The organism is Acinetobacter lwoffii, from assembly GCF_029024105.1.
GTDB lineage: Bacteria > Pseudomonadota > Gammaproteobacteria > Pseudomonadales > Moraxellaceae > Acinetobacter > Acinetobacter lwoffii.
This window is the reverse complement of the sequence record NZ_CP118963.1, coordinates 2,025,168-2,046,957: the sequence shown is the minus strand read 5'-3', so window position 1 is coordinate 2,046,957 and position 21,790 is coordinate 2,025,168. Positions and strand designations below refer to the sequence as shown.

The following is a 21,790-nucleotide window of genomic DNA, read 5'->3' as shown; positions in this document are numbered from 1 at the left end:
ATAATGTAACAAATTTAGGAATTGGATAAAGCTATTGTATGAACAGAAATTTTTAAATAAATATTTTGTGAACATGCAATAGGTATCTTTATGACAACTCAAAAATTTTCACGTACTGGATTAAAGCTGGCAAAAATTGCGGTGGGTAGTGCGGTTCTTCTTGGTTTGGGCGCCGCTACCATGGCTTATGCGAAAGACGAGCCATTACCGACCATTGAGAAAGTTGAACTGGACCGTTATCTGGGAACATGGTACGAAGTAGCACGCAAACCTTTGTATTTTCAAAACAAGTGTGATCGCGATGTCACAGCGACCTATACTTTAAATGAAAATGGCAATATCGTGGTGGATAACCGCTGCATTAAAAAAGATGGTGGACAAACCCAGTCATTGGGCGAGGCATTTGTGCAAAATCCACCGCAGAATACCAAGTTAAAAGTCAGTTTCTTACCAGACTTTATTCGTTGGATTCCGGTCGCTCGTGGCGATTATTGGGTCTTAAAACTGGATGAAAATTATCAAACTGTTCTGGTCGGTGAGCCAAAACGTAAATATATGTGGATACTCTCACGTGATCCTCAATTGGATAAAAATGTGGTAAATGAATATTTACAATATGCACAGTCTGTCGGTTATGACCTGAGTGATGTAATTCATACTAAACAAACTCAAAGATAAAAAGATCGTCTTAATGGGAACCATGCTATGGCATGGTTTTTTATTTTATGAGTCGAAAGACAATCTAAAATCGAGAGATAACTACATTTTAAATAGATGAAGCATCAAGCTTTCTATTGTACTAATCGTTATAATGCCGGCGAATGAAAGTAGAGTTTAACTATGTATAAAGGCATCGCGTTATCTGTCTTGGCCTCTGTGGTTTTTGGAGTGCTGTATGTATTTACGCCTTTTTTACAGCCTTTAGATAGTGAACAGACTTTTGCTTGGCGTATGCTGGCGACTTTACCATTCCTCACAGCCTTTATGTGGTGGTCGGGTGATCTGAAACATATTAGCAATATCTTTAAGCGGGTGTTGCAACAGCCTTCATTCTTGATCTGGTTGCTGATCAGTTCACTGTTGTGTACCACGCAATTGTGGTTATTTCTATGGGGACCTATCAATGGCCGTGGCCTCGAAGTCTCGCTCGGTTATTTTCTGCTACCTCTGGTGATGGTGCTGGTCGGCTGTGTGCTTTATAAAGAAAAATTGTCATCTTTCCAGATGGTCGCCGTTGCTCTGGCAATGTTGGGGGTAGGGCATGAAATCTGGCGGATCGGTTCAATCGCATGGGAAACGGTCTATGTCGCTTTAGCTTATCCACTTTATTTCTTTATGCGGCGTAAATTCGCGACCGATCATCTTGGTGGATTCTGGTGGGATCTATTTCTGATTTTGCCTGTGGCATTTTATTTGGGCTTTATCTATAGCGATTCTATGTCGCTTATGTTGAGTCATTCTCATTTGATCCTGGCAGTTCTTGGATTAGGCTTTTTAAGTGCGCTCGGTTTGGGTAGCTATATTTTGGCCAGCCGATATTTGCCCTTTGTCATCTTTGGGCTGTTGAGCTATCTAGAGCCGGTACTGCTCGCTTTTGCCTCGATGGCGCTGGGTGAGCGCGTGGAATCAGGTGAGTGGTTGACCTACATCCCAATCTGGCTAGCTGTTTTACTGCTGGTTGTGGAAGGAATATTGCATTTAAAACAGCAGCAGCTGAAAAAAAATGAGCTGGTAAATAAAGCCGCACAGCTAGAAAAAATCAGAAAAAATAATGAATAATGTGGTTTGCATAAGCATTATATTCGTCAGACAATATTGACCTGATTATTTTCAAAATCGTCTACCATTTTGTTTAAAAGAATGTTTTCTATATTTTAAGGGGATAAACATGTCACAGATTGCGATTCCATATCAGTTACGTGCACGTTTATCACAACTGGAACCAAGTCTGGATTTAAATTGGGAGCGAGAGCTTCGTACTATTCTGGCAGAAGTTTCGCCAGAATTAAAAGAAAGTATTGATTTTCAAATTTTAAAGCCCAAGAAAATTCTTTGGGATCAAGAAGTGGATCAATACCGTTATCAGGCTCAACATTCGGTAGAACGCCTTAGCCAAAAATTTCTCAATGACCGGATGCGTTACTATGCCAGTACCTTTGGCCTGTCACTGAAAAGTTTGCAGGGTTTGAATGATAGCTTGCAAATCGCGGACTACTTAGAAAACGTACTTGAACAAATCGATAAAATTGACGTCAATGAAAATTTTCAGATGCAGCGTGAAAAGCTGGAACTGCGTCGTACATTTTTATTAAATGCTGCTGAAATTTTCGCGGCCTCCGCTTACAGCCGGTTGAAGGGGTGCGTCAGCTTACCGAACAGCACATTAAATACTTTATTATTGAAGTTTTTATCAAGCAGCAATTGTTGGGTTATTGGTATAAGCCGCTATTAAAAAAACAGACTGCAGAAATGACGCATCCACTTTTCCGTTATTTCCTGATTAAAGAGCAGCAGATTCGTCATTTTGATATTGTCCGTACCTCGCAATTTCTATTTATCGTTGCGCCGGTGATGGATGTGCAGCAAAACCCGTATTCTATTCGTCGTTTCCTGATTGAAGAAAAAGGTGTACTTGAAGATCAGGTTTATCTGAATATCCTGATTCTGGAGCTGCAGGATGACATGGATGAAGCGGTGGTAGAAACCCTGAAATCGCAAATGCAGCGAATGGTGACTTTACAGAGTCAGATTCATTTGGATGTAATCGACATTGTAAATACACTGGAACAGGTGTCTGAACAGAAGTTATTACCTTTACTGGTTGAGCCCATTCAAGTCGTAGAGAAAAATGCCGATGTGGTGGCACAACGTCACCTGAAGCAGTTTGAAGAAATTATGACGCGTGAATTGCTTTTGCCGATGCGGGATGCCATTCGTGATCATTTGTCGCATCTTGAAGAGTTTGATTATCTGTATCTGCATGTCCATAAAATATTTACAGAAATTCTGGCCTATTACCGCGATTTCAAGTCCCAGCCGGGTTTCATGTTTAATCAGTACATCCAGAATTTTGAATATAAACTGCTGGCTTTTATCCGTTTACTGGAAAAGCGTAAAGCGGAAACCTTTATTCCTACCCACCGTAATGAATGGCAAGTCATGCATCAGCGTTCACAGCAGGCTGTTCTGGATATTCAAAATACGATTTCTGAAAATGTACAGCAATACCGGGATCTGAAAAAATATATTAATACACTGCAGCGGCAAAAAGTGGATGAAGAGAAAAAATCCGTATTTAAAAAGTTATGGCGTAAAAATAATTTCGATGAGGCAATTGATACCGCGCTCAACCAATTACAGCAGTTAAAGCGCAGTATGTTTCTGGAAATTATTCAGGTGCCAAGAACACATGAAAACTGTAGTGTATTTCTGGAATTTGAAAGTTTGCAGCATTTGCAGCAGGTTGATCGCCACTATGCTTTTCCCTCTGGGGATAATGGCCTGACCCGTTTACCTTTGCTTATTCACTTGCCCGAAACCTATGATGATTTCGATGTAGAAAACTTCAATGCCTCCATGAGTCTGGACATGAATTTTTCAGCAGGGAGTAGAATCTAGCCTGAACAGGGCGGGACGCTAAATTTTGAAATTTAGATTTGTTTGAATAAACAACATTTAACAAATTTGTGTCAGGTACTGAAAAATAGTGGTCTTTAGCATTTTCGGATGCAAAATCATTCAGCTAATTACAACTATTTTTGAAATTTATAGTGAATATACGTTAAAAACCACCCGTCTCAACGAGCTTTTGATTCAAACTTGCGGCCAATTCCATTACAATTGTCGGGTTTAGAAATTTATGCTTAGATTTACAATTAATTAGAGGACGTATCTGTGAGCAAAGACACTATTGTTGCCCTCCATGCAGAACACCAAGGTCGCTGGAAAAACCGTGAAGAACTTGCGGAACGTATGATTGCCCTTGTTGGCCAGTTATATCGTGAAAAAAATATTGTAGCTACAGTTTATGGTCGCTCTTTAATTAACCGCTCTGTGATTCAGATTTTGAAAGCACACCGCCGTACTCGCGTACTGGACGTTGAACTTTCTGTAGTTGATACTTTCCCAATTCTTGAAGCATTGGTGAAAGTAGAAAACATCGGTTCTGCTGAAGTTGATCTGGGTAAACTTGCTGTTGAATTTAAAGAAAAAGGCGGCGACATCGATGCATTTGTTGCAGACGCTGTTAAATCGATCGAAGGCAATGCTGCTGCTGTAGAACATAAAGATGTGGTTCTTTATGGTTTCGGTCGTATCGGTCGTATCCTGGCACGTTTGATGATTGGTCAATCAGGTCTGGGTCGTGGTCTTAGCCTGAAAGCAATCGTTGTTCGTAAATCATCTGATGGTGATTTGGAAAAACGTGCTTCTTTACTTCGTCGTGACTCTATTCACGGTCCATTTGCAGGCACAATTTCTGTAGATGAAGAAAACGAAGCAATCATTGCCAACGGTAACTTCATCAAAGTGATTTATGCTTCTAATCCTTCTGAAGTAGATTACACTGCATACGGTATCAACAATGCACTTGTGATCGACAACACGGGTAAATGGCGTGATGCTGAAGGCCTTGCTCAACACCTTAAATGCCCGGGCGCTGCTCGTGTGATTTTGACTGCACCTGGTAAAGGTGACATGAAGAACGTAGTTTACGGTGTAAACCAAGCGGATATCCTTGATGAAGATACGATCATCTCTGCTGCAAGCTGTACGACTAACGCGATTACACCTACACTGAAAGTATTGCATGACAAATACACAGTGTTGAATGGTCATGTTGAAACAGTTCACTCGTTCACGAACGACCAGAACTTGATCGATAACTACCATAAAGCAGACCGTCGTGGTCGTGCTGCAACATTGAACATGGTCATTACTGAAACTGGTGCAGCGAAAGCAGTAGCGAAAGCGCTTCCAGCTCTTCAAGGTAAATTGACAGGTAACTCTGTACGTGTACCTACACCAAACGTATCTCTTGCGATTCTTAACCTGACTTTAGGTCAAGACGTTGATCGTGATGAAGTGAATGAATACATTCGTCAGATTTCAATCGGTTCTAGCCTGCAAGGTCAAATCGGTTATACCAACTCGACTGAAGTGGTATCTTCTGACTTTATCGGTTCACGCACTGCAGGTGTATTCGACGCGCAAGCAACGATCACTTCAGGCAACCGTTTAACTGCTTATGTTTGGTATGATAACGAAGTGGGTTATAGCTGCCAGGTATTGCGTATTGCTGAACAAATGGGCGGTGTAAGCTATCCAAAAGTTCCTGCTGAAACTAATGCATAATTAGTATTTAGCAAAAAAAGAGTCTCATTTGAGGCTCTTTTTTTATGATTTTTATTTACAGCGGATTGTTCCCAATCTAGTAAGAATCAAGAAATCTACTTGCTGGTGAAATATTAATCTGATAACTTACAAAGAGTAAGTATATTAAAATGAGTAAGTAATAAAAATATTGTGAGAATAGTATGACAAATTATGCAATCAGCCCGTTACTGGGGCAGGTTTTATCAACTGAATGTCCATCACGTGAAATATTGGAACACCTTGCCAATAAATGGTCGGTCTTGGTTTTGCGTTGCCTGAGTGAAGGGGTGCATCGTTTCAGTGAACTGAAACAGAGGATTGAAGGGGTAAGTGAAAAAATGTTGTCCCAGACTTTAAAAATGCTGGAGCAGGATGGTTTTATTTTGAGAACGGTTTATCCGGTGGTGCCGCCAAAAGTGGAATATCAATTGACGATTACCGGTTCACAAGCGGCTGAAAAAATCATGTATTTAATTGGCTGGATTGAGAAAAGTCTGCCAGATATTGTAGAGAATAAAGCGCGCGTAGCAAAATAGGGTGAATTGCTTTTGGGGCGGAGCAATGACATGAAAAAGTCAGAAAATCTGGTTGCTACTCTATTAGCAGTGTACGCAATTATTTTAGTTTTATGCATAGCAATATATGCAATCTTTAAACTTTTAGAAGTTGATATTACTTTAGCAACCAATCTCTTGCTTTGGTCAGCAGCGATCTTTGCACCTGTTGCAGTATTGATGACATATAACAGTTGGCGAGAGCAGAAAGGGAGTGAGGTTGTAGCGATCTTAGCTAAAGATATAACCACTAACATATTAGAATTAAGAACACTTAATAATGAAATATTTAGCGGTTTTTGTGTAAGCAATATCAGCTTCGAAAAGAGTCAGAAAAATATTAATGAATTTCATGATTTAAGAATACAAATTAAGAAATCTACTAGGGTCTGTTGACATTTACTGTTCATAATTAACCCTATAAAGGTAGCCATAAAAATATACAGGCTAAAGCAACAGAACTTTGATAATTTCTTTTGAGCTTGTCATATCGAGTAGCTATTCCTCTAAATTGCTTTAATCTACAAAATATATTTTCAACTAAATGCCTGATTTTATATAAATACCAGTCCATATGGTCATTGTTCGATTGGCTATTTGTTTTCTTTGGTATATTCGCTTTAGTCCCTGTTTTCCTGATCTGTTCACGCAGTGGTTCTGAATCATAGCCTTTATCTGCACATACCACTTTTGTCTCTTTTAAATCTAATGTTGATATTAAATCAGGTGCAACTTTAACATCATGTGTGGTTCCATCGGTAATCATGAAATCAATAGGATTGCCATGTGCATCAACAATCAAATGTATTTTTGAGGAGTTTCCTCCTACACTTTTAGAAATAGATTGATTCGCTATGCCGGCAGAATGTTGATGAGCACGTACATGAGAGCCATCAATAAAAATCCACTCCATATCGGGGCATGAGGCTAGTAATTTGAATAATCTAAGTAACTTACCGCTGCTTGACCAACGATTAAAACGTTTGAAAATAGAGTTTGAATGACCAAAACAGCAAGGAATATCTCGCCACGGACAGCCTGTTCTAATTCTATAGAGAATAGCTTCAATAAAATTGCGTAAATTTGAGTTGTGGTGAATGGATAAATTACGCAGAATAACTTTCAACTTTTGCCAGTGTTGATCTGTCAGCATGGTACGAGGCATAGCGAATAGTAAAATTGGGTTTGGCGATTTGATTTTACTACTTCGCTATTTTTTTAAGCTAAAAGTGTCAACACACCCTATTCTTTTAAATGAATATTTGAAAAATGAGAATTTGTATAAAATCACTAAAAGTTTTAATCAGCAGACGCAAGAACGTAATGTTGAATATTGGAATATTTTAAAAAATAATTCTGATGAATATGCTAGAGAAACGATTAGAACATCTCAGATAGAATTTGATCCTATACTAGAGCAACTTATTAATTACACCTTATATAAATAAGTAAAAAATTATATGATTTTTAATTTTTAAAACAAAGCAATCAGGCTTGTTGAATCAAATTCAGAGCAAGGTGAACGATCTTCATTGATTGTGTCATAAATATAGTCGAGAAATTCTTTAAAATATGGCAGAATATGGGGTTTTAAAGTTTTTAGAGGATTGGCAATATGCGCTTTGTTGATGAAGCAGTCATTACCGTAGAGGCTGGCGACGGTGGCAATGGCGTAGCCAGTTTTCGCCGTGAAAAATTCGTGCCATTTGGTGGTCCAGATGGTGGTGATGGTGGTCGTGGCGGCAGCATTTATATTCAGGCTGACGACGACACCAGTACGCTAGTTGATTATCGTTATACACGTAAATATCGTGCAGAACGAGCAAAAAATGGCCGTGGGGCGAACTGTGCTGGTCGTGGCGGTGAAGATACCGTATTAAAAGTTCCGGTAGGAACAACAATTGTAGATGTAGAGTCTGGTGACATTATTGGCGACTTGATCGAAGACGGTCAACGCGTGAAAGTTGCAGCAGGCGGTGATGGTGGTTTAGGTAATACCCACTTTAAATCATCGACCAACCGTTCACCACGTAAATGTACGCATGGTCAAAAAGGTGAATTCCGTGAAATCCGTCTAGAGCTTAAAGTTCTGGCAGATGTCGGCTTGCTGGGTATGCCAAATGCGGGTAAATCAACCTTCATTCGTGCAGTCTCGGCAGCAAAACCAAAAGTTGCAGATTATCCATTTACCACCATGGTGCCAAACCTGGGTGTGGTCGATGCCGATAGTCACCGTTCATTCGTGATGGCGGATATTCCGGGCCTGATCGAAGGCGCATCTGAAGGTGCAGGTCTTGGGATTCGCTTCCTGAAGCACTTGGCGCGTACCCGTATCTTGTTACACATCGTTGACGTACAGCCGATTGATGGCTCAGATCCGGCACATAATGCTAAAGCAATTATGAAAGAGTTAGAAAATTTCTCCCCAACGCTTTCAAAACTGCCGATCGTATTGGTGCTGAACAAAGTCGATCAGTTGGCTGAAGAAACACGTGAAGAATGGTGCACCCATATTCTTGAAGAATTGCAGTGGGAAGGCCCAGTTTTTGAGACTTCTGGCTTAACGGCTGAAGGCACCAAAGACGTGGTTTACTACCTGATGGATCAGATCGAAGAGCAACGTGAACGCGAAGCTGAAGATCAAGAATATGCAGCAGAAATGAAAGCATTCCGTGATCAGCTTGAAGCTGAAACACGTGAACAAACCATCGCTGCAAAAGAAGCGTATCGTGAGATGCGTCGTCAGCAACGTCTTGCCGGTATTCTGGGTGATGACGAAGATGATGAAGATGGCGATGATGATAGTGATGTGGAAGTGTACTACGTACGCTAATCTCTGAGAGAAGAGTCTGAGGACAAGATGATAGAAGTGGTAGATGGGCAACGTCAGCTCAAGGGTTGTAAACGAATCGTTGTTAAAATCGGATCATCTTTACTCACAGCAAACGGACAAGGTTTAGATTTAGATGCTATCTCGCATTGGGCGGGACAAATCGCAGATCTACACAATGCAGGACACGAGATTATTCTGGTGTCTTCCGGTGCTGTGGCTGAAGGTATGGTTCGAATGAAACTTGAGAATCGACCCACCGATCTACCCAGTCTTCAGGCTTGTGCTGCCATCGGTCAGATGGGCCTGATTCATACCTGGTCAAGCGTACTTGAGAAGCATCAGATTCGAACTGCGCAAGTATTGTTAACCCATGATGATCTGGCAGATCGTCGTCGCTACCTCAACTCATGTGATGCCTTGCAGAACCTGATTGATTGGCGCGTGATTCCGGTGATCAATGAAAATGACACGGTTTCGACTGACGAAATTCGCTTTGGTGACAACGACACGCTTGCGGCCATGGTGGCAGGTCAGGTTCATGCAGACCTTCTGATTATCTTAACGGATCAGGAAGGGATGTTTGACTCAGACCCACGGTCTAATCCAGATGCCAAACTGTTCCATACCGTACGTGCGATGGATGAAAGTCTGTTTGATATGGCCGGTGGAGGCGGTAAATTTGGTCGTGGTGGCATGCTGACCAAAGTTCGTGCTGCACGTCTGGCTGCAAAGTCGGGCTGTCCGACCTTAATTGCAAGTGGTGATAGTGATGGTGTTCTATCACGTCTAATGTCTGGCGAATTGTTAGGCACCTTATTTGTCACTGACAAAGACCGGATGACAGCGCATCAGCAATGGTTGGCGGCTCACTTGCAAACCGCAGGTCGTTTGGTGATTGATGATGGTGCAGTAAAAGCCATTAAAGACAATCATCGTAGCTTGTTGCCTGTAGGCGTCAAAGCTGTTGAAGGTCACTTCGAACGTGGTGATGTGGTGGAATGTGTTGATACACAAGGTCACCGGATTGCTGTAGGGCGTGTCAATTTCAGTTCGCGTTCAGCAGATATCGTTCGTGGTCTGGCATCAGATAAAGTGCATCAGGTGTTAGGTGAAGCGCGTTCGCTGGAAATGATTCATCGCAATCATATGGCGATTTATTGAGTTATTCAGATTCAAGTTTAGAGATTCAAAAAGTCCCGCTTTCGAGCGGGATTTTTTATGACATTTTAATTATATTTATTTAATCCAGCCCATTCGAATTAAAGGCGAAAATAACCAATAATGAATACCCAAAATAAAGTTCATGATTTGATTCTCATATTTCCACCACAATGGTAATCCAGCTAAATTTACTGTTATTGCCATCAGAAACGCACCCAGCATATCAATCGGAAAATGCACACCGACATAAACACGCGACCACGCTACCAGCCAAGCTGTCCAGATTAGAATTCTTCCCAAGTCTCGCTGCGGTGAAAAATAATAGGCGAAGGCAATCCCACTAAAAATACTCATATGGTTGCTGGGAAAAGAACCAGTCGGTGCATGTTCAATCAGGGTGCGACCAACATCCATCACAAACGGGCGTGGGGTATTGAGTACCGCAGACAATACTTCACTCATCAATAATGTAATAGCTGTAAAGATGAAGGCTTTAATAATCCCTGTTTTTACTTGGTAACTACCACGGAACCAGGCAATAGCAAAAATCAGCAAAAAAAGATAAACCAGGTCATGCGCAATCAGGGAGGCATAGTTGATTATCCAGATCGAGGCTTGATCAGGTACATTGAGAACATGAAACAGGGAAAGGTTTAGTTGATCAAGAGACATGAGCAGAGAAGACTGGAATAAATGTCCGTTACTCTAAACCGGTCAAACCTCAATTCCTACCTGAGTTTGTATGAATTTGTAGCCTCGCTTTTTAAAGAATATTCACATGATAAAAAACCACTCAAAAGAGTGGTTCTTAAAAGTCCGAATAATATAATGAAGTCTTATTTAAACTGAATAGCCCCATTCGCGCTGACCGTCATTTGCGATTCACCCGCCGCAACTTCCTGCTCAGGAACCGCCATATCAGCCGATGCAGATTTCATCATGGCCATACGCGGTACTGGCTGTGGTGAATAATTGTTAGTATTCAGGTTTAAGTTCACCAGTTGATAACTCGGTTTGTTCCAGGTCTGGGTGAGTGCCTGTGCGCGTTGCTGGAAGTTTTTGGTGGCTTCAATCATCAGCTCGCTTTCAACTTTTTTACGCTTTTCATCTGATACTTTAAAGTTAATCGACTGGGTCTGGAAGTGCTGTTGTAATTCGGCAATCAGTTGAGACGTTGCTTTAAAATCTTTCGATTCCAGACGAATCTGGGCACGACCACGCCATTCTTTCAATTTACGGTTGTCATTGTCATAAATAGGATAAGTGCTTTGTGCGCCCGTCTCGATTTTCACAGTAGGATATTTGCGTGCTGTGGCGATCGCCTGATTCATCAGCTGGTTAATTTGAGTGGCTAGTTCAGCCGGCTGTTTGTTGGATTTTTCAATATAAAGCACAGCATGCATTTCATCATTTGAGATTTCACGGCTAGCCTCTGCTGAAAGATTAACAACATTATAATTCAGAGATTCAGCAGGAGCTGCAAATGCGCCTGTGGCGAGGGTGCTGGCAAGGATCAAACTGGTAAGTGCTAAGAGACGCATGAAATTGTCCTGTTTTTCTTAAAATTGGCCATCTAAGCCGTTGTTAAAATATTAAATCTCAATTGTGATCTTTTTACGAAATATTTGTCGTAAGAGTGTTAAATTCTCTTTAATTTTATCTCATTATTTAATTTATATTTATTTTTAATAATTAAATACTTAATGAATAATTTTAAGATTGATTACCGGAATGTCGCCTGCGCTACAAAAAAGCATAAAAGAACACGCTTTTCTTTCTGCTGTCACACTGTAAGATGATGATTTAGGGGATGGATTAGCATGATGTTTTTTTTCGATAAAGATTAGGACAAAATGTGACTGAAAGTTGTTTATTTTCCTGAAAAATTCGGTATCATCCGCCTCCTAGTTATTCGAATACAAAACTGCTAGCTAGAACCTTTATAAAGCGCCGAGTCAAAGGACCAAACGTCACCAGACTTATTTCTTTCACCCATATCAGAGATGGTAATTCGATATGAGCGTTACTTCTGTAAACCCTGCCACCAATTCCACAAACGAATACTACTTGACTCGCCAAAGTCAGATGGAATCGAATGTGCGTAGTTATCCACGTAAATTACCGTTAGCGATAGCGAAAGCACAAGGTTGCTGGGTTACCGATGTTGAAGGTACTGAGTACCTTGATTGTTTAGCTGGGGCAGGGACGTTGGCTTTAGGCCATAATCATCCTGCAGTCATTCAAAGTATCCAAGATACGATTGCAAGCGGTTTACCATTGCATACGTTGGATCTTACTACTCCTTTAAAAGATGCTTTTACTGAAGCACTTCTTTCTTATCTTCCAGGTGGCCAAGAAGAATACTGCTTGCAGTTCTGTGGTCCATCGGGTGCAGATGCAACCGAAGCCGCGATTAAACTGGCAAAAACCTTTACTGGTCGTAGCTCAGTGATCAGCTTTTCTGGCGGCTACCACGGTATGACCCACGGTGCATTGGCAATGACAGGTAACCTATCTGCGAAAAATGCAGTGAACGGTTTGATGCCGGGTGTACAGTTCATGCCGTATCCGCATGAATACCGTTGCCCATTGGGTCTTGGTGGTGAAGCCGGTGTTGATGCTTTAACTTATTTCTTTGAAAACTTCATTGAAGATGTCGAAAGTGGTGTGACCAAACCTGCAGCTGTAATTCTTGAAGCGATTCAAGGTGAAGGCGGTGTGGTAACGGCGCCAGTAAAATGGTTGCAAAAAATCCGTGAAGTGACTGAAAAACACAACATCGTATTGATTCTTGATGAAGTTCAGGCTGGTTTTGCACGTTCAGGCAAAATGTTTGCATTCGAACACGCAGGTATCGAACCTGATGTTGTAGTGATGTCTAAAGCCGTAGGTGGTAGCTTACCGCTTGCCGTACTTGGTATTAAACGTAAGTTTGATGCTTGGCAGCCAGCAGGTCATACCGGTACTTTCCGTGGTAACCAATTGGCGATGGGTACAGGTCTTGCAACGATCAATACCATTAAAGAACAGAACCTGGCTCAAAATGCACAAGAGCGTGGTGATTTCCTGCAAGCTGAACTTAAAAAACTGGCTACTGAATTCCCGTGTATCGGTAACGTGCGTGGCCGTGGTCTGATGATCGGCGTTGAAATCGTAGATGAGCGCAAAGATGCGGATCATATGGGTTCTTTACCTGCTGATGGTCAGTTGGCTGCAGCGATCCAAACCGCTTGTTTCAACAATAAATTATTGCTTGAGAAAGGTGGTCGTAACGGTACAGTGATTCGTTTACTTTGCCCGTTGATCATTACTCAAGACGAATGTGTTGAAGTGATTGCTCGTTTCAAAAAATCGGTTGCTGAAGCACTAGTTGCAGTTCGAGGCGCATAATTCATGGTAGATTTCGCAGAACATCGTAAAGCGTTACTCTGCAATGATGCTGCATCCATTGCTGACTATCAGGCTGGCATGGACCAAGCGACCAAAGCGGTTGCGGCATGGTTGCAAAACGACAAAATGTACACTGGCGGCAGCATTAACGAGCTACGCAGTGCGATTGCATTTAATCCTTCAAAAGAAGGTTTGGGTGTAGAAAAATCTCTTGAGCGTATGGTTGAGCTATTCCTCAACAAGAGCTTAAAAGTACATCATCCACATTCACTTGCGCATCTTCACTGTCCAACGATGGTGACTAGCCAGATCGCGGAAGTGCTGATTAACGCAACTAACCAGTCAATGGACTCATGGGATCAAAGCCCGGCCGGTTCATTGATGGAAGTTCAGTTAATTGACTGGTTACGTCAAAAAGTGGGCTATGGTGCAGGTCAGGCCGGTGTATTCACTTCTGGTGGGACACAGTCTAACTTGATGGGCGTATTGCTGGCGCGTGATGCTTGCATTGCGAAAAACTGGAAAGACGAAAACGGTAATCCGTGGTCGGTTCAGCGCGATGGTATTCCTGCGGATGCGATGCATAATGTCAAAGTCATCTGTTCTGAAAATGCACATTTCTCTGTGCAAAAGAACATGGCGATGATGGGCATGGGCTTCCAGTCAGTGGTCACTGTTCCTGTGAATGAAAATGCACAGATGGACGTAGACGCGCTGGAAAAAACCATGACGCACCTTCAGTCTGAAGGCAAGATAGTGGCATGTGTGGTAGCGACTGCGGGTACAACGGATGCTGGCGCGATTGATCCATTGAAAGCAATTCGTGAAATCACCAATAAATATGGCGCGTGGATGCACATCGATGCGGCATGGGGTGGTGCACTGATTCTATCCAATGACTATCGTTCTATGCTGGACGGGATTGAGCTGTCGGATTCGATCACGCTTGATTTCCATAAGCATTATTTCCAAACCATTTCTTGTGGCGCGTTCCTGCTGAAAGATGAAGCGAATTACCGTTTCATGCATTATGAAGCAGAGTATCTGAACTCCGCTTATGATGAAGAGCATGGCGTTCCTAACCTGGTATCGAAGTCACTACAAACGACGCGTCGTTTTGATGCATTGAAATTGTGGATGACTGTAGAAGCATTAGGTGAAGAGCTTTATGGTTCGATGATCGATCATGGTGTAGGCTTAACACGTGATGTGGCAGACTACATTAAAGCAACTGACGGTTTAGAGCTTCTGCTTGAGCCTCAATTTGCCTCTGTACTGTTCCGTGTGGTTCCAGCGGGTTATCCGGTTGAATTACTCGATACGCTTAACCAAAACGTAGCAGACGAACTGTTTGCACGTGGTGAAGCGAACATTGGTGTAACGAAAGTTGGTCAGGTTCAGTCTCTGAAAATGACCACTTTAAGCCCAGTTGCAACACTTGATAACGTGAAGAACTTGCTGGCGCTAGTGCTTGCAGAAGCGGATCGTATCAAAGATTCAATCGCTGACGGTACTTATACGCCACCCATTGCATAAGTGATGGTGGTGTGAAAAAAGGAGATCGAAATGATCTCCTTTTTTGTGCGCTTAAAAATAAAAAAAGGTCCTTTCCCAGATCGAAATTCCTCACAAAAACACGGAAGGTCTGAATCCCGTTTGGCCTGTTATTTATTTGTCATAGGCTTATGTAAAACTGGGGAGCAGGATTTATCCTGAGTTCAGGTTTATAAAAATTGTTACATGTCATTGGTCTAAAATTTTTTATTGAAGTGAATGACATAAAGAACTTAATCATTGAAATCCATACAAATTTAATCAAGAAAAAGCCGCTAGATTAAAAATCACTAAATCGTAATAAAGCTGTAACTTATCTGTCATATTCTAAAATCAAAATGCAGGTATCGAAAGAAGTACAAAACTGAATAAAAAGTGGTGTACTCCAAATTTGCATAAATGAGAGAGATACTAGAATGCGCTTTACAAATATAGCTTTAGCATTAGCAGTAACCGGGGCAACTGCTGTAACGACTGCACACGCAGCACGTGACACCATCCAAATTGCAGGTTCTTCAACTGTACTTCCATATGCCAGTATCGTGGCAGAAGAATTCGGTAATACTTTTCCACAGTTTAAAACACCAGTTGTCGGTTCTGGCGGTTCTTCAGGTGGTTTAAAACAGTTCTGTAATGGCGTGGGTGATAATACGATTGATATCGCAAACTCTTCGCGTCAAATTAAATCTACAGAGTTGGCAGAATGTAAAAAGAATGGCGTTAACCAAGTCCTAGAAATCAAAATTGGTTATGACGGTATTGTATTTGCATCGAATGCTAACAAAGCGGCTTATAAATTGCGTCCACAACATGTCTTCGCTGCACTTGCTGCACAACTTCCATCAAATGGAAAAATGGTCGCTAACCCGTACACGCGTTGGAACCAAATTGACAAAGCACTTCCGAATGAACCTATCACCCTGGTAATTCCTGCGTCGAATCATGGTACGCGCGAAGTCTTCCAGGAGAAAATGGTGGATGCAGGTTGTGAAACGTATGCTGCAATTAAGTCTCTAGACAAAGATGCTAAGAAAAAAGCTTGTACAACATTCCGTAAAGATGGCCGTGTGGTTGAGATTGCCGGTGACTATACCGAAACATTAGCACGTTTAAAAACTTCTCCAAGTGCGGTAGGTGTGTTTGGCCTAGGTTTCTATGACCAGAACCGTGACCGTCTACGTGTTGCTACGGTGAACAATGTAGCGCCTTCTGAAAAGACCATCTTGAATGGTGCTTATCCGGTATCACGCCCATTGTTCTTCTACGTAAAAGGCGAGCACTTGAAATCGATCAAAGGCTTACCGCAGTTCACAGAATACTTCCTGAACAAGAAAGTATCTGGCAAAGGCTCTAAGCTGGAAAAAGCAGGTCTGATTTCAATGTCTGATAAAGAACGTACAGCAGTCCTGGCAAATTTCAAGGCTGGTAAAGCGGTTGTTGTGAAGTAATAAATGATTTTGAAAACGCTGGTGGTAGGGTCAACCTACCATCGGCTTTTTGCGATAAACAAGTTTTTTCAAACCATGAAAATTGAAAAAACAGTGGAGAATACATGAATCTGCTACTTATAGGTGTGTTATTGGCCATCATGGCCATAGCCTATCAAATCGGATTAAGTAAAAGCCGTAGCTTAGCAGGTAAGGGAAGCAATTCTGCAAACTTACACTCGCGTCCCGGATATTATGGTGCCCTGGTTGCACTATGGTGTGGTATCCCTGCGTTTTTAATTTTGATTGTTTGGAATATGGTGGAACCCACTTTTCTGGAGCAGGTGGTACTCAACCATTTGCCAGAAAATGTTTCGGCCAGTCTGGATCCGGCAAGTTTGAGCGTTGTGATTGATCGCGTTCAGGCACTTGCCTCAGGTTTCGGGGTCAGTGATACACCGGCAGCCTATGAAGTTGCAGCTGCGGAACAGTTGGCGAAATTCTCGACCATTGGTACCTTTGCCAAATTGGCAGTCGTGATTTCGGCGGCGCTGGCTGGTCTGGTCTGGGCCAAGAAACATATTAGCCAAGAATTCCGTGCGCGTAACCAAGTCGAAAAAATGATTAATATCGGCCTGGCATTGTGTTCAGGTGTGGCGATTCTGACCACTCTCGGGATTGTGATGTCGATGTTTGGCGAGGCGATGCATTTCTTCAGCTTCGTTAGCCCACTGGATTTCTTCTTTGGTACCCAATGGAACCCAGGGTTTAGCACCTCTGGCAGTGCTGAAGGCAGTTATGGTTTATTGCCACTGCTCTGGGGCACGCTCATGGTCAGCGGGATCGCGCTTCTGGTCGCGGTTCCAGTAGGCCTGATGATTGCGATCTATCTGGCAGAATACGCTTCACCGCGATTCCGCTCTTGGGCAAAACCTACAATTGAAGTGTTGGCGGGTATTCCTACGATTGTCTATGGTGTCTTTGCCTTGATGATCATCGGTCCATTCCTTAAAAGCATGGGTGCCCTGGTCGGACTCGAAATTAATGCGACCAGTGCGCTGACTGCCGGTCTGGTGATGGGCATCATGATTATCCCGTTCGTGTCTTCTTTGTCAGACGACATCATCACTCAGGTGCCGCGTGCCTTACGTGATGGTTCTTTGGGATTGGGTGCGACTAAATCTGAAACGATCCGTCAGGTGGTTTTACCGGCAGCCTTGCCGGGTATTATCGGTGCATTCCTGTTGGCAGCGTCACGTGCAATTGGTGAAACCATGATCGTGGTTCTTGCAGCCGGGAACAGCCCGCAGTTGCATGCCAATCCGCTTGAAGCCGTATCTACGGTCACGATTACCATCGTGAATCAGTTAACTGGCGATACTGATTTTGCTAGTCCGCAAGCATTGGTGGCTTTTGCACTAGGATTGACGCTATTCGTCATTACCTTAGGTTTGAACATTGTTGCACTGATCATCGTGCGTAAATATCGTGAGCAATACGACTAATGAGTACTTCAAATACAACGCCTGTGGATCAGCGTATTGATCCATCCATCGCCGCCGAGCTGCGTAAAAAGCGTAAGAAGACCATTCAAAGCTCTTTGGCACGACGTCATCGTAAAGAAAAAACCTTCCGTTTATTTGGTTTCTCTGCGGTACTGGCAGGTCTGTTCTTTGTGGTATTGCTGTTCGGGAGTATTTTATCCAAAGGTTTGCCTGCATTCTGGCAAAGCAGCATGAGTTTGCCGATTCATTTCGATCCAGCCATTGTGGATATTGGTCCAAAACCGAAGCCAGCAGCAGGAGAATCTCCAGCACAGTTTGAAGATCGCTTTATCGCGTGGCAGACCGAAGTCGGAATGGTGGATTGGGATGCGTTGATTATCAACGGCATGATCGCCAAAGACAGCAAGCTGGAAAGCCAGCGTGATGAACTGGGTTCTTTATATACCAGTTCTGAGGCGTACCGCTTGCGAGACATGGTCATGAATGATCCAAGTCTGGTCGGTCAAAGCAAGGAAGTGAAAATTCTGGCGGATGCCAATGTCGATGTCTGGCTAGCGGGAAATATTGACCGTGATCTTCCAGATGAACAGCAGCAGCTCAGTCCTGAAGTACGCCAAGTGGCGGACGAGATGAAAGCCTCTGGTGTGATTGAAAACAGTTTCAATACCAATATTTTCACCAGTCCTGACTCGCGCAGCTCACCAGCAACTTCTGGCTTGGCAGGTGCCTTCATGGGCTCGCTGTTCATGATGATGATTGTGATCTTTATCTCGATTCCAATCGGGGTGGCCTCCGCGATCTACCTGGAAGAATTTGCTCCGAAAAACTGGATTACCGATGTGGTCGAAGTCAATATCAACAACCTGGCAGCCGTACCATCGATTGTCTTCGGTCTATTGGGTGCAGCGATCTTCATTGGCTGGATGCATTTGCCACTGTCAGCCCCATTGGTGGGTGGTCTGGTACTGAGTCTGATGACCTTACCAACGGTGATCATCACCACACGCGCATCACTTAAAGCGGTTCCACCTTCGATTCGTCAGGCAGCTTTGGGCCTCGGTGCTTCCCGCATCCAGACAGTATTTCATCACGTCTTGCCTTTGGCTTTGCCGGGTATTTTGACGGGCGCAATCATTGGGGTCGCACAGGCTTTGGGTGAAACTGCACCATTGTTATTAATCGGGATGAGTGCTTTTGTTGCTAGCGTTCCAGCCACACCATTTGATCAGTCAACGGCTTTACCGGTGCAGATTTTCTTATGGCAAGGCAATGAATTACGTAACTTCTTTGAAGGGCGTACCGCAGCAGCAATTATTGTACTTCTGGCCATGATGATCAGCTTGAACAGTCTGGCCATCTGGTTACGTAAGAAATTTGAAGTCCGTTGGTAATAGGGGCAGAATCATGAACACAACTGTTATTCAAAATTCCTTAAAAAAGGATCAAATCGTGAATCCACAACAGACACAATTCACCTCGGATGAGGCGACTCAAAAGCCGGCAACTCCGTTTGTTTCCCAGTTCGATACGCAAAGCAGCAGCAAAAAAGATGCGAAGTCGACGAATGTGAAACTTAGTACTTCTGATGTGCATGTGTACTATGGTGAAGCGGAAGCGATTAAAGGCATTGACCTGAACATTTATGAAAATGAAGTGATTGCTTTTATTGGGCCATCAGGCTGTGGTAAATCGACCTTTCTGCGTACCTTAAACCGCATGAACGATACCATTGATAGCTGCCGTGTGACCGGTAAAGTCATGCTGGACAATCAGGATATCTATGATCCAAACCTAGATGTGGTCTTGCTACGTGCACAGGTTGGTATGGTGTTCCAGAAGCCGAACCCATTTCCAAAATCAATCTTCGATAATGTCTCCTATGGCCCAAAACTGCATGGTTTGGCGCGTGACAAGTACGATCTTGAAGAAATTGTCGAAGGCAGCTTGCGCAAAGCCGGTCTGTGGGAAGAAGTGAAAGATCGTTTGAACCAGCCGGGAACAGGTTTGTCAGGTGGTCAGCAGCAACGTCTGTGTATCGCGCGTACGATTGCAGTCAGTCCAGAAGTCATTTTGATGGATGAACCGTGTTCGGCACTTGATCCCATTGCAACCGCCAAAGTGGAAGAGCTGATTTCTGAGCTATCTACGCAATATACCATCGCGATCGTAACGCACTCTATGCAACAGGCAGCACGTGTATCGGATCGTACTGCGTATTTCCATTTGGGGGATCTGATTGAAGTCAACTCGACCGAAAAAGTCTTTACCCAGCCAGATCATCAGTTGACTGAAGCCTATATTACCGGGCGTTTCGGTTAATCCCATATCTAGAATAAGAGCCGCAAGGCTCTTTTTTTATAGGTGAAATAGATGGTGATAATCGTAATAATTCTCGAAATAAAGTTGAAAAAAACCGAAATTGACCTAATCTAAAGGAATAAATCCGAATTAAATAGAGAATAGATTTTTTATGTTATTTCATACTCCGAAACTGTCCGCTGAAATCCGTATTAGTCATCTCAATGCGCGTATCAATGAACAACGAAAAAAAATAGCGCAAACTACTGGCTCTAAACTGGAACTTTTACAGTTATCACAACAACTGTCAAAAGAAGCGCGTGCGCGTAAGAAAACCAATCAAAAAATCTATGTACTCGATTTTAAAGGCGATATGGCGGCTTCTGCGGTAGAAGGCTTGCGTGAAGAAATTACCTTGATTCTGGCCACAGCCAAAGCCGGTCGTGACCGTGTGGTAGTGCGTCTGGAAAGTCCGGGCGGCATGGTTCATGGTTATGGACTTGCAGCAGCTCAACTGGTACGTTTACGCGAGGCAGGTTTTCATCTGACCATCTGTGTCGATAAAGTGGCGGCCAGTGGCGGTTATATGATGGCGTGTATCGCCAATGAAATTATTTCTGCACCATTCGCGATTGTCGGTTCAATTGGTGTGGTTGCTCAAGTCCCCAACTTTAACCGCCTGCTGAAAGACAATAAAATCGACTTTGAACTCTATACCGCAGGACAGTACAAACGTACCGTGACTATGTTTGGTGAAAATACCGAAGAGGGTAAGGCCAAGTTTGAAGAAGAATTACAGCAAACACATGCTTTATTCAAACATTTCGTTGAAAAGTATCGCCCACAGCTGAATATTGAAAAAGTGGCCACTGGTGAGCATTGGTATGGTCGGGATGCGCTAGATCTAAATCTGGTGGATAAACTGCAAACCTCAGATGAATACCTGCTCAACTTGTTGCCCCAACATGATATCTATTCCATCCAGACCCGCAAGAAACCAACTTTGGGTGAAAAGCTGGGCCTGCAAGCAGCGCAAATTGCTGATTCACTGGTACCCACTGTCATGAATAAAGTCATGGAAAGCTTAAGCAAAGCCAATGCAAACTTGGTACAAATGCGTGATCCAAAACTTTAATTCAGTTGATCTTGAATGAATTTTAAAGCTCACTTCGGTGAGCTTTTTTATTTTTTGAAATCATATTGTTATGATATAAGTGGAGTACTCTGATTGAGTCTAGGCTCATATGCTCACGTTTATTTTGTTGCTTGGTTTTTTTAGTATCGTATTTATTCCGATGTTATGTATGCTTTATTCTGAAGCAAAATTAACTCAGGATAATTCTAAGAAGGTTTTGTTTTGGCTGAGTTTTCTACCCGGCGTTTGTATCTTTCTGCTGTATAGCTTTCTAAAGCCCAATGATCCACCTGTTATTCCATCGAAGGAATGTGGTGTTGTGCAGTTTTATCAGATGCATAAAGTTCGAGGTGGTAATGAATTTGAACGTGTGAGTATTCGCTTTGATGGCGCTCAATATAGTCGGCATTTATTTTTCGATAAGCATCTGGATAAAATTCCTCAAGGCCAAAAGGCCTGTTTTGAATATCTAGATAAGTTCAAATATCCACATTTGTCAGAATCTAAGTTTGTTCAATGGATTGAACCGAATGAAATGTAAACCATCATTGAAACTAATC

General features: G+C 42.7%; 20 protein-coding genes and 1 pseudogene. 18 read left to right on the top strand and 3 right to left on the bottom strand.

The window, feature by feature from the left end; all coding sequences use genetic code 11:
- Positions 1-90 precede the first annotated feature (90 nt).
- The 7 genes from PYW33_RS09925 (at position 91) to PYW33_RS09895 (ending at position 6,323) form a co-directional block, all read left to right on the top strand.
- A complete protein-coding gene (locus tag PYW33_RS09925) occupies positions 91-678 on the top strand; it encodes a lipocalin family protein (RefSeq protein ID WP_004279677.1) in 588 nt (195 codons plus the stop codon).
- A gap of 162 nt (positions 679-840) precedes the next feature.
- The gene (gene rarD / locus PYW33_RS09920; RefSeq protein WP_004646511.1) at positions 841-1,779 is read left to right on the top strand and encodes an EamA family transporter RarD; all 939 of its coding nucleotides are present in this window, start codon (positions 841-843) and stop codon (positions 1,777-1,779) included.
- Between the two features lie 109 nt (positions 1,780-1,888).
- Positions 1,889-2,452 carry a hypothetical protein gene (locus PYW33_RS09915; protein ID WP_004646512.1) on the top strand — a complete coding sequence of 188 codons (564 nt, stop codon included), beginning with the start codon at positions 1,889-1,891 and terminating at the stop codon, positions 2,450-2,452.
- The gene (locus PYW33_RS09910; RefSeq protein ID WP_228127477.1) at positions 2,359-3,618 is read left to right on the top strand and encodes a hypothetical protein; all 1,260 of its coding nucleotides are present in this window, start codon (positions 2,359-2,361) and stop codon (positions 3,616-3,618) included. Before PYW33_RS09915 ends, PYW33_RS09910 begins: the two co-directional genes overlap by 94 nt.
- 276 nt (positions 3,619-3,894) lie before the next feature.
- On the top strand, positions 3,895-5,352 hold the full coding sequence (locus PYW33_RS09905; protein ID WP_004279679.1) for a glyceraldehyde-3-phosphate dehydrogenase: 1,458 nt from the start codon (positions 3,895-3,897) through the stop codon (positions 5,350-5,352).
- Between the two features lie 182 nt (positions 5,353-5,534).
- Positions 5,535-5,909: a winged helix-turn-helix transcriptional regulator gene (locus PYW33_RS09900; protein WP_004646514.1), complete on the top strand. Its 375-nt coding sequence runs from the start codon at positions 5,535-5,537 to the stop codon at positions 5,907-5,909.
- 30 nt (positions 5,910-5,939) lie between these two features.
- On the top strand, positions 5,940-6,323 hold the full coding sequence (locus PYW33_RS09895) for a hypothetical protein (protein ID WP_004646515.1): 384 nt from the start codon (positions 5,940-5,942) through the stop codon (positions 6,321-6,323).
- Between the two features lie 3 nt (positions 6,324-6,326).
- On the opposite strand, the pseudogene PYW33_RS09890 reads toward PYW33_RS09895, so the two are convergent.
- A pseudogene (locus PYW33_RS09890) lies at positions 6,327-7,092 on the bottom strand (IS5-like element ISAba31 family transposase).
- On the opposite strand from PYW33_RS09890, the gene PYW33_RS09885 reads away from it, so the two are divergent.
- From PYW33_RS09885 to proB, 3 genes are all read left to right on the top strand, one after another.
- Positions 7,079-7,375, top strand: a complete 297-nt coding sequence (locus PYW33_RS09885; RefSeq protein WP_004646518.1) for a hypothetical protein — start codon at positions 7,079-7,081, stop codon at positions 7,373-7,375. The pseudogene PYW33_RS09890 and the gene PYW33_RS09885 sit on opposite strands and share 14 nt — an antisense overlap.
- Before the next feature lie 167 nt (positions 7,376-7,542).
- The gene (gene cgtA / locus PYW33_RS09880; protein ID WP_004646519.1) at positions 7,543-8,760 is read left to right on the top strand and encodes an Obg family GTPase CgtA; all 1,218 of its coding nucleotides are present in this window, start codon (positions 7,543-7,545) and stop codon (positions 8,758-8,760) included.
- 27 nt (positions 8,761-8,787) lie between these two features.
- The gene (gene proB, locus PYW33_RS09875) at positions 8,788-9,921 is read left to right on the top strand and encodes a glutamate 5-kinase (RefSeq protein ID WP_004279682.1); all 1,134 of its coding nucleotides are present in this window, start codon (positions 8,788-8,790) and stop codon (positions 9,919-9,921) included.
- Between the two features lie 75 nt (positions 9,922-9,996).
- Here proB and PYW33_RS09870 read toward each other — a convergent pair whose 3' ends face one another.
- Positions 9,997-10,593 (bottom strand): phosphatase PAP2 family protein, encoded by a 597-nt coding sequence (locus PYW33_RS09870; RefSeq protein WP_004646520.1) that lies wholly within the window; start codon positions 10,591-10,593, stop codon positions 9,997-9,999.
- A gap of 164 nt (positions 10,594-10,757) precedes the next feature.
- Positions 10,758-11,462: an SIMPL domain-containing protein gene (locus PYW33_RS09865; RefSeq protein ID WP_004646521.1), complete on the bottom strand. Its 705-nt coding sequence runs from the start codon at positions 11,460-11,462 to the stop codon at positions 10,758-10,760.
- A 475-nt stretch (positions 11,463-11,937) separates the two neighbouring features.
- Between PYW33_RS09865 and PYW33_RS09860 the strand changes: the two genes are divergently transcribed.
- From PYW33_RS09860 to PYW33_RS09825, 8 genes are all read left to right on the top strand, one after another.
- On the top strand, positions 11,938-13,311 hold the full coding sequence (locus tag PYW33_RS09860) for a diaminobutyrate--2-oxoglutarate transaminase (RefSeq protein ID WP_004646522.1): 1,374 nt from the start codon (positions 11,938-11,940) through the stop codon (positions 13,309-13,311).
- Between the two features lie 3 nt (positions 13,312-13,314).
- Positions 13,315-14,847, top strand: coding sequence for a pyridoxal phosphate-dependent decarboxylase family protein (locus PYW33_RS09855; protein ID WP_004646523.1), 1,533 nt, complete (start codon positions 13,315-13,317; stop codon positions 14,845-14,847).
- A 434-nt stretch (positions 14,848-15,281) separates the two neighbouring features.
- Positions 15,282-16,313, top strand: coding sequence for a substrate-binding domain-containing protein (locus tag PYW33_RS09850; RefSeq protein WP_004646524.1), 1,032 nt, complete (start codon positions 15,282-15,284; stop codon positions 16,311-16,313).
- 104 nt (positions 16,314-16,417) lie between these two features.
- Positions 16,418-17,797, top strand: coding sequence for a phosphate ABC transporter permease subunit PstC (gene pstC, locus PYW33_RS09845; RefSeq protein ID WP_004646525.1), 1,380 nt, complete (start codon positions 16,418-16,420; stop codon positions 17,795-17,797).
- Positions 17,797-19,188, top strand: a complete 1,392-nt coding sequence (gene pstA / locus PYW33_RS09840) for a phosphate ABC transporter permease PstA (protein ID WP_004646526.1) — start codon at positions 17,797-17,799, stop codon at positions 19,186-19,188. The genes pstC and pstA overlap by 1 nt, the downstream gene beginning before the upstream one ends.
- 13 nt (positions 19,189-19,201) lie before the next feature.
- Positions 19,202-20,116, top strand: coding sequence for a phosphate ABC transporter ATP-binding protein PstB (pstB, locus tag PYW33_RS09835; protein WP_004279716.1), 915 nt, complete (start codon positions 19,202-19,204; stop codon positions 20,114-20,116).
- Positions 20,117-20,267: 151 nt separating this feature from the next.
- On the top strand, positions 20,268-21,230 hold the full coding sequence (gene sohB, locus PYW33_RS09830; protein ID WP_004646527.1) for a protease SohB: 963 nt from the start codon (positions 20,268-20,270) through the stop codon (positions 21,228-21,230).
- A gap of 109 nt (positions 21,231-21,339) precedes the next feature.
- Positions 21,340-21,771, top strand: a complete 432-nt coding sequence (locus tag PYW33_RS09825) for a hypothetical protein (protein ID WP_004279718.1) — start codon at positions 21,340-21,342, stop codon at positions 21,769-21,771.
- Positions 21,772-21,790 lie beyond the last annotated feature (19 nt).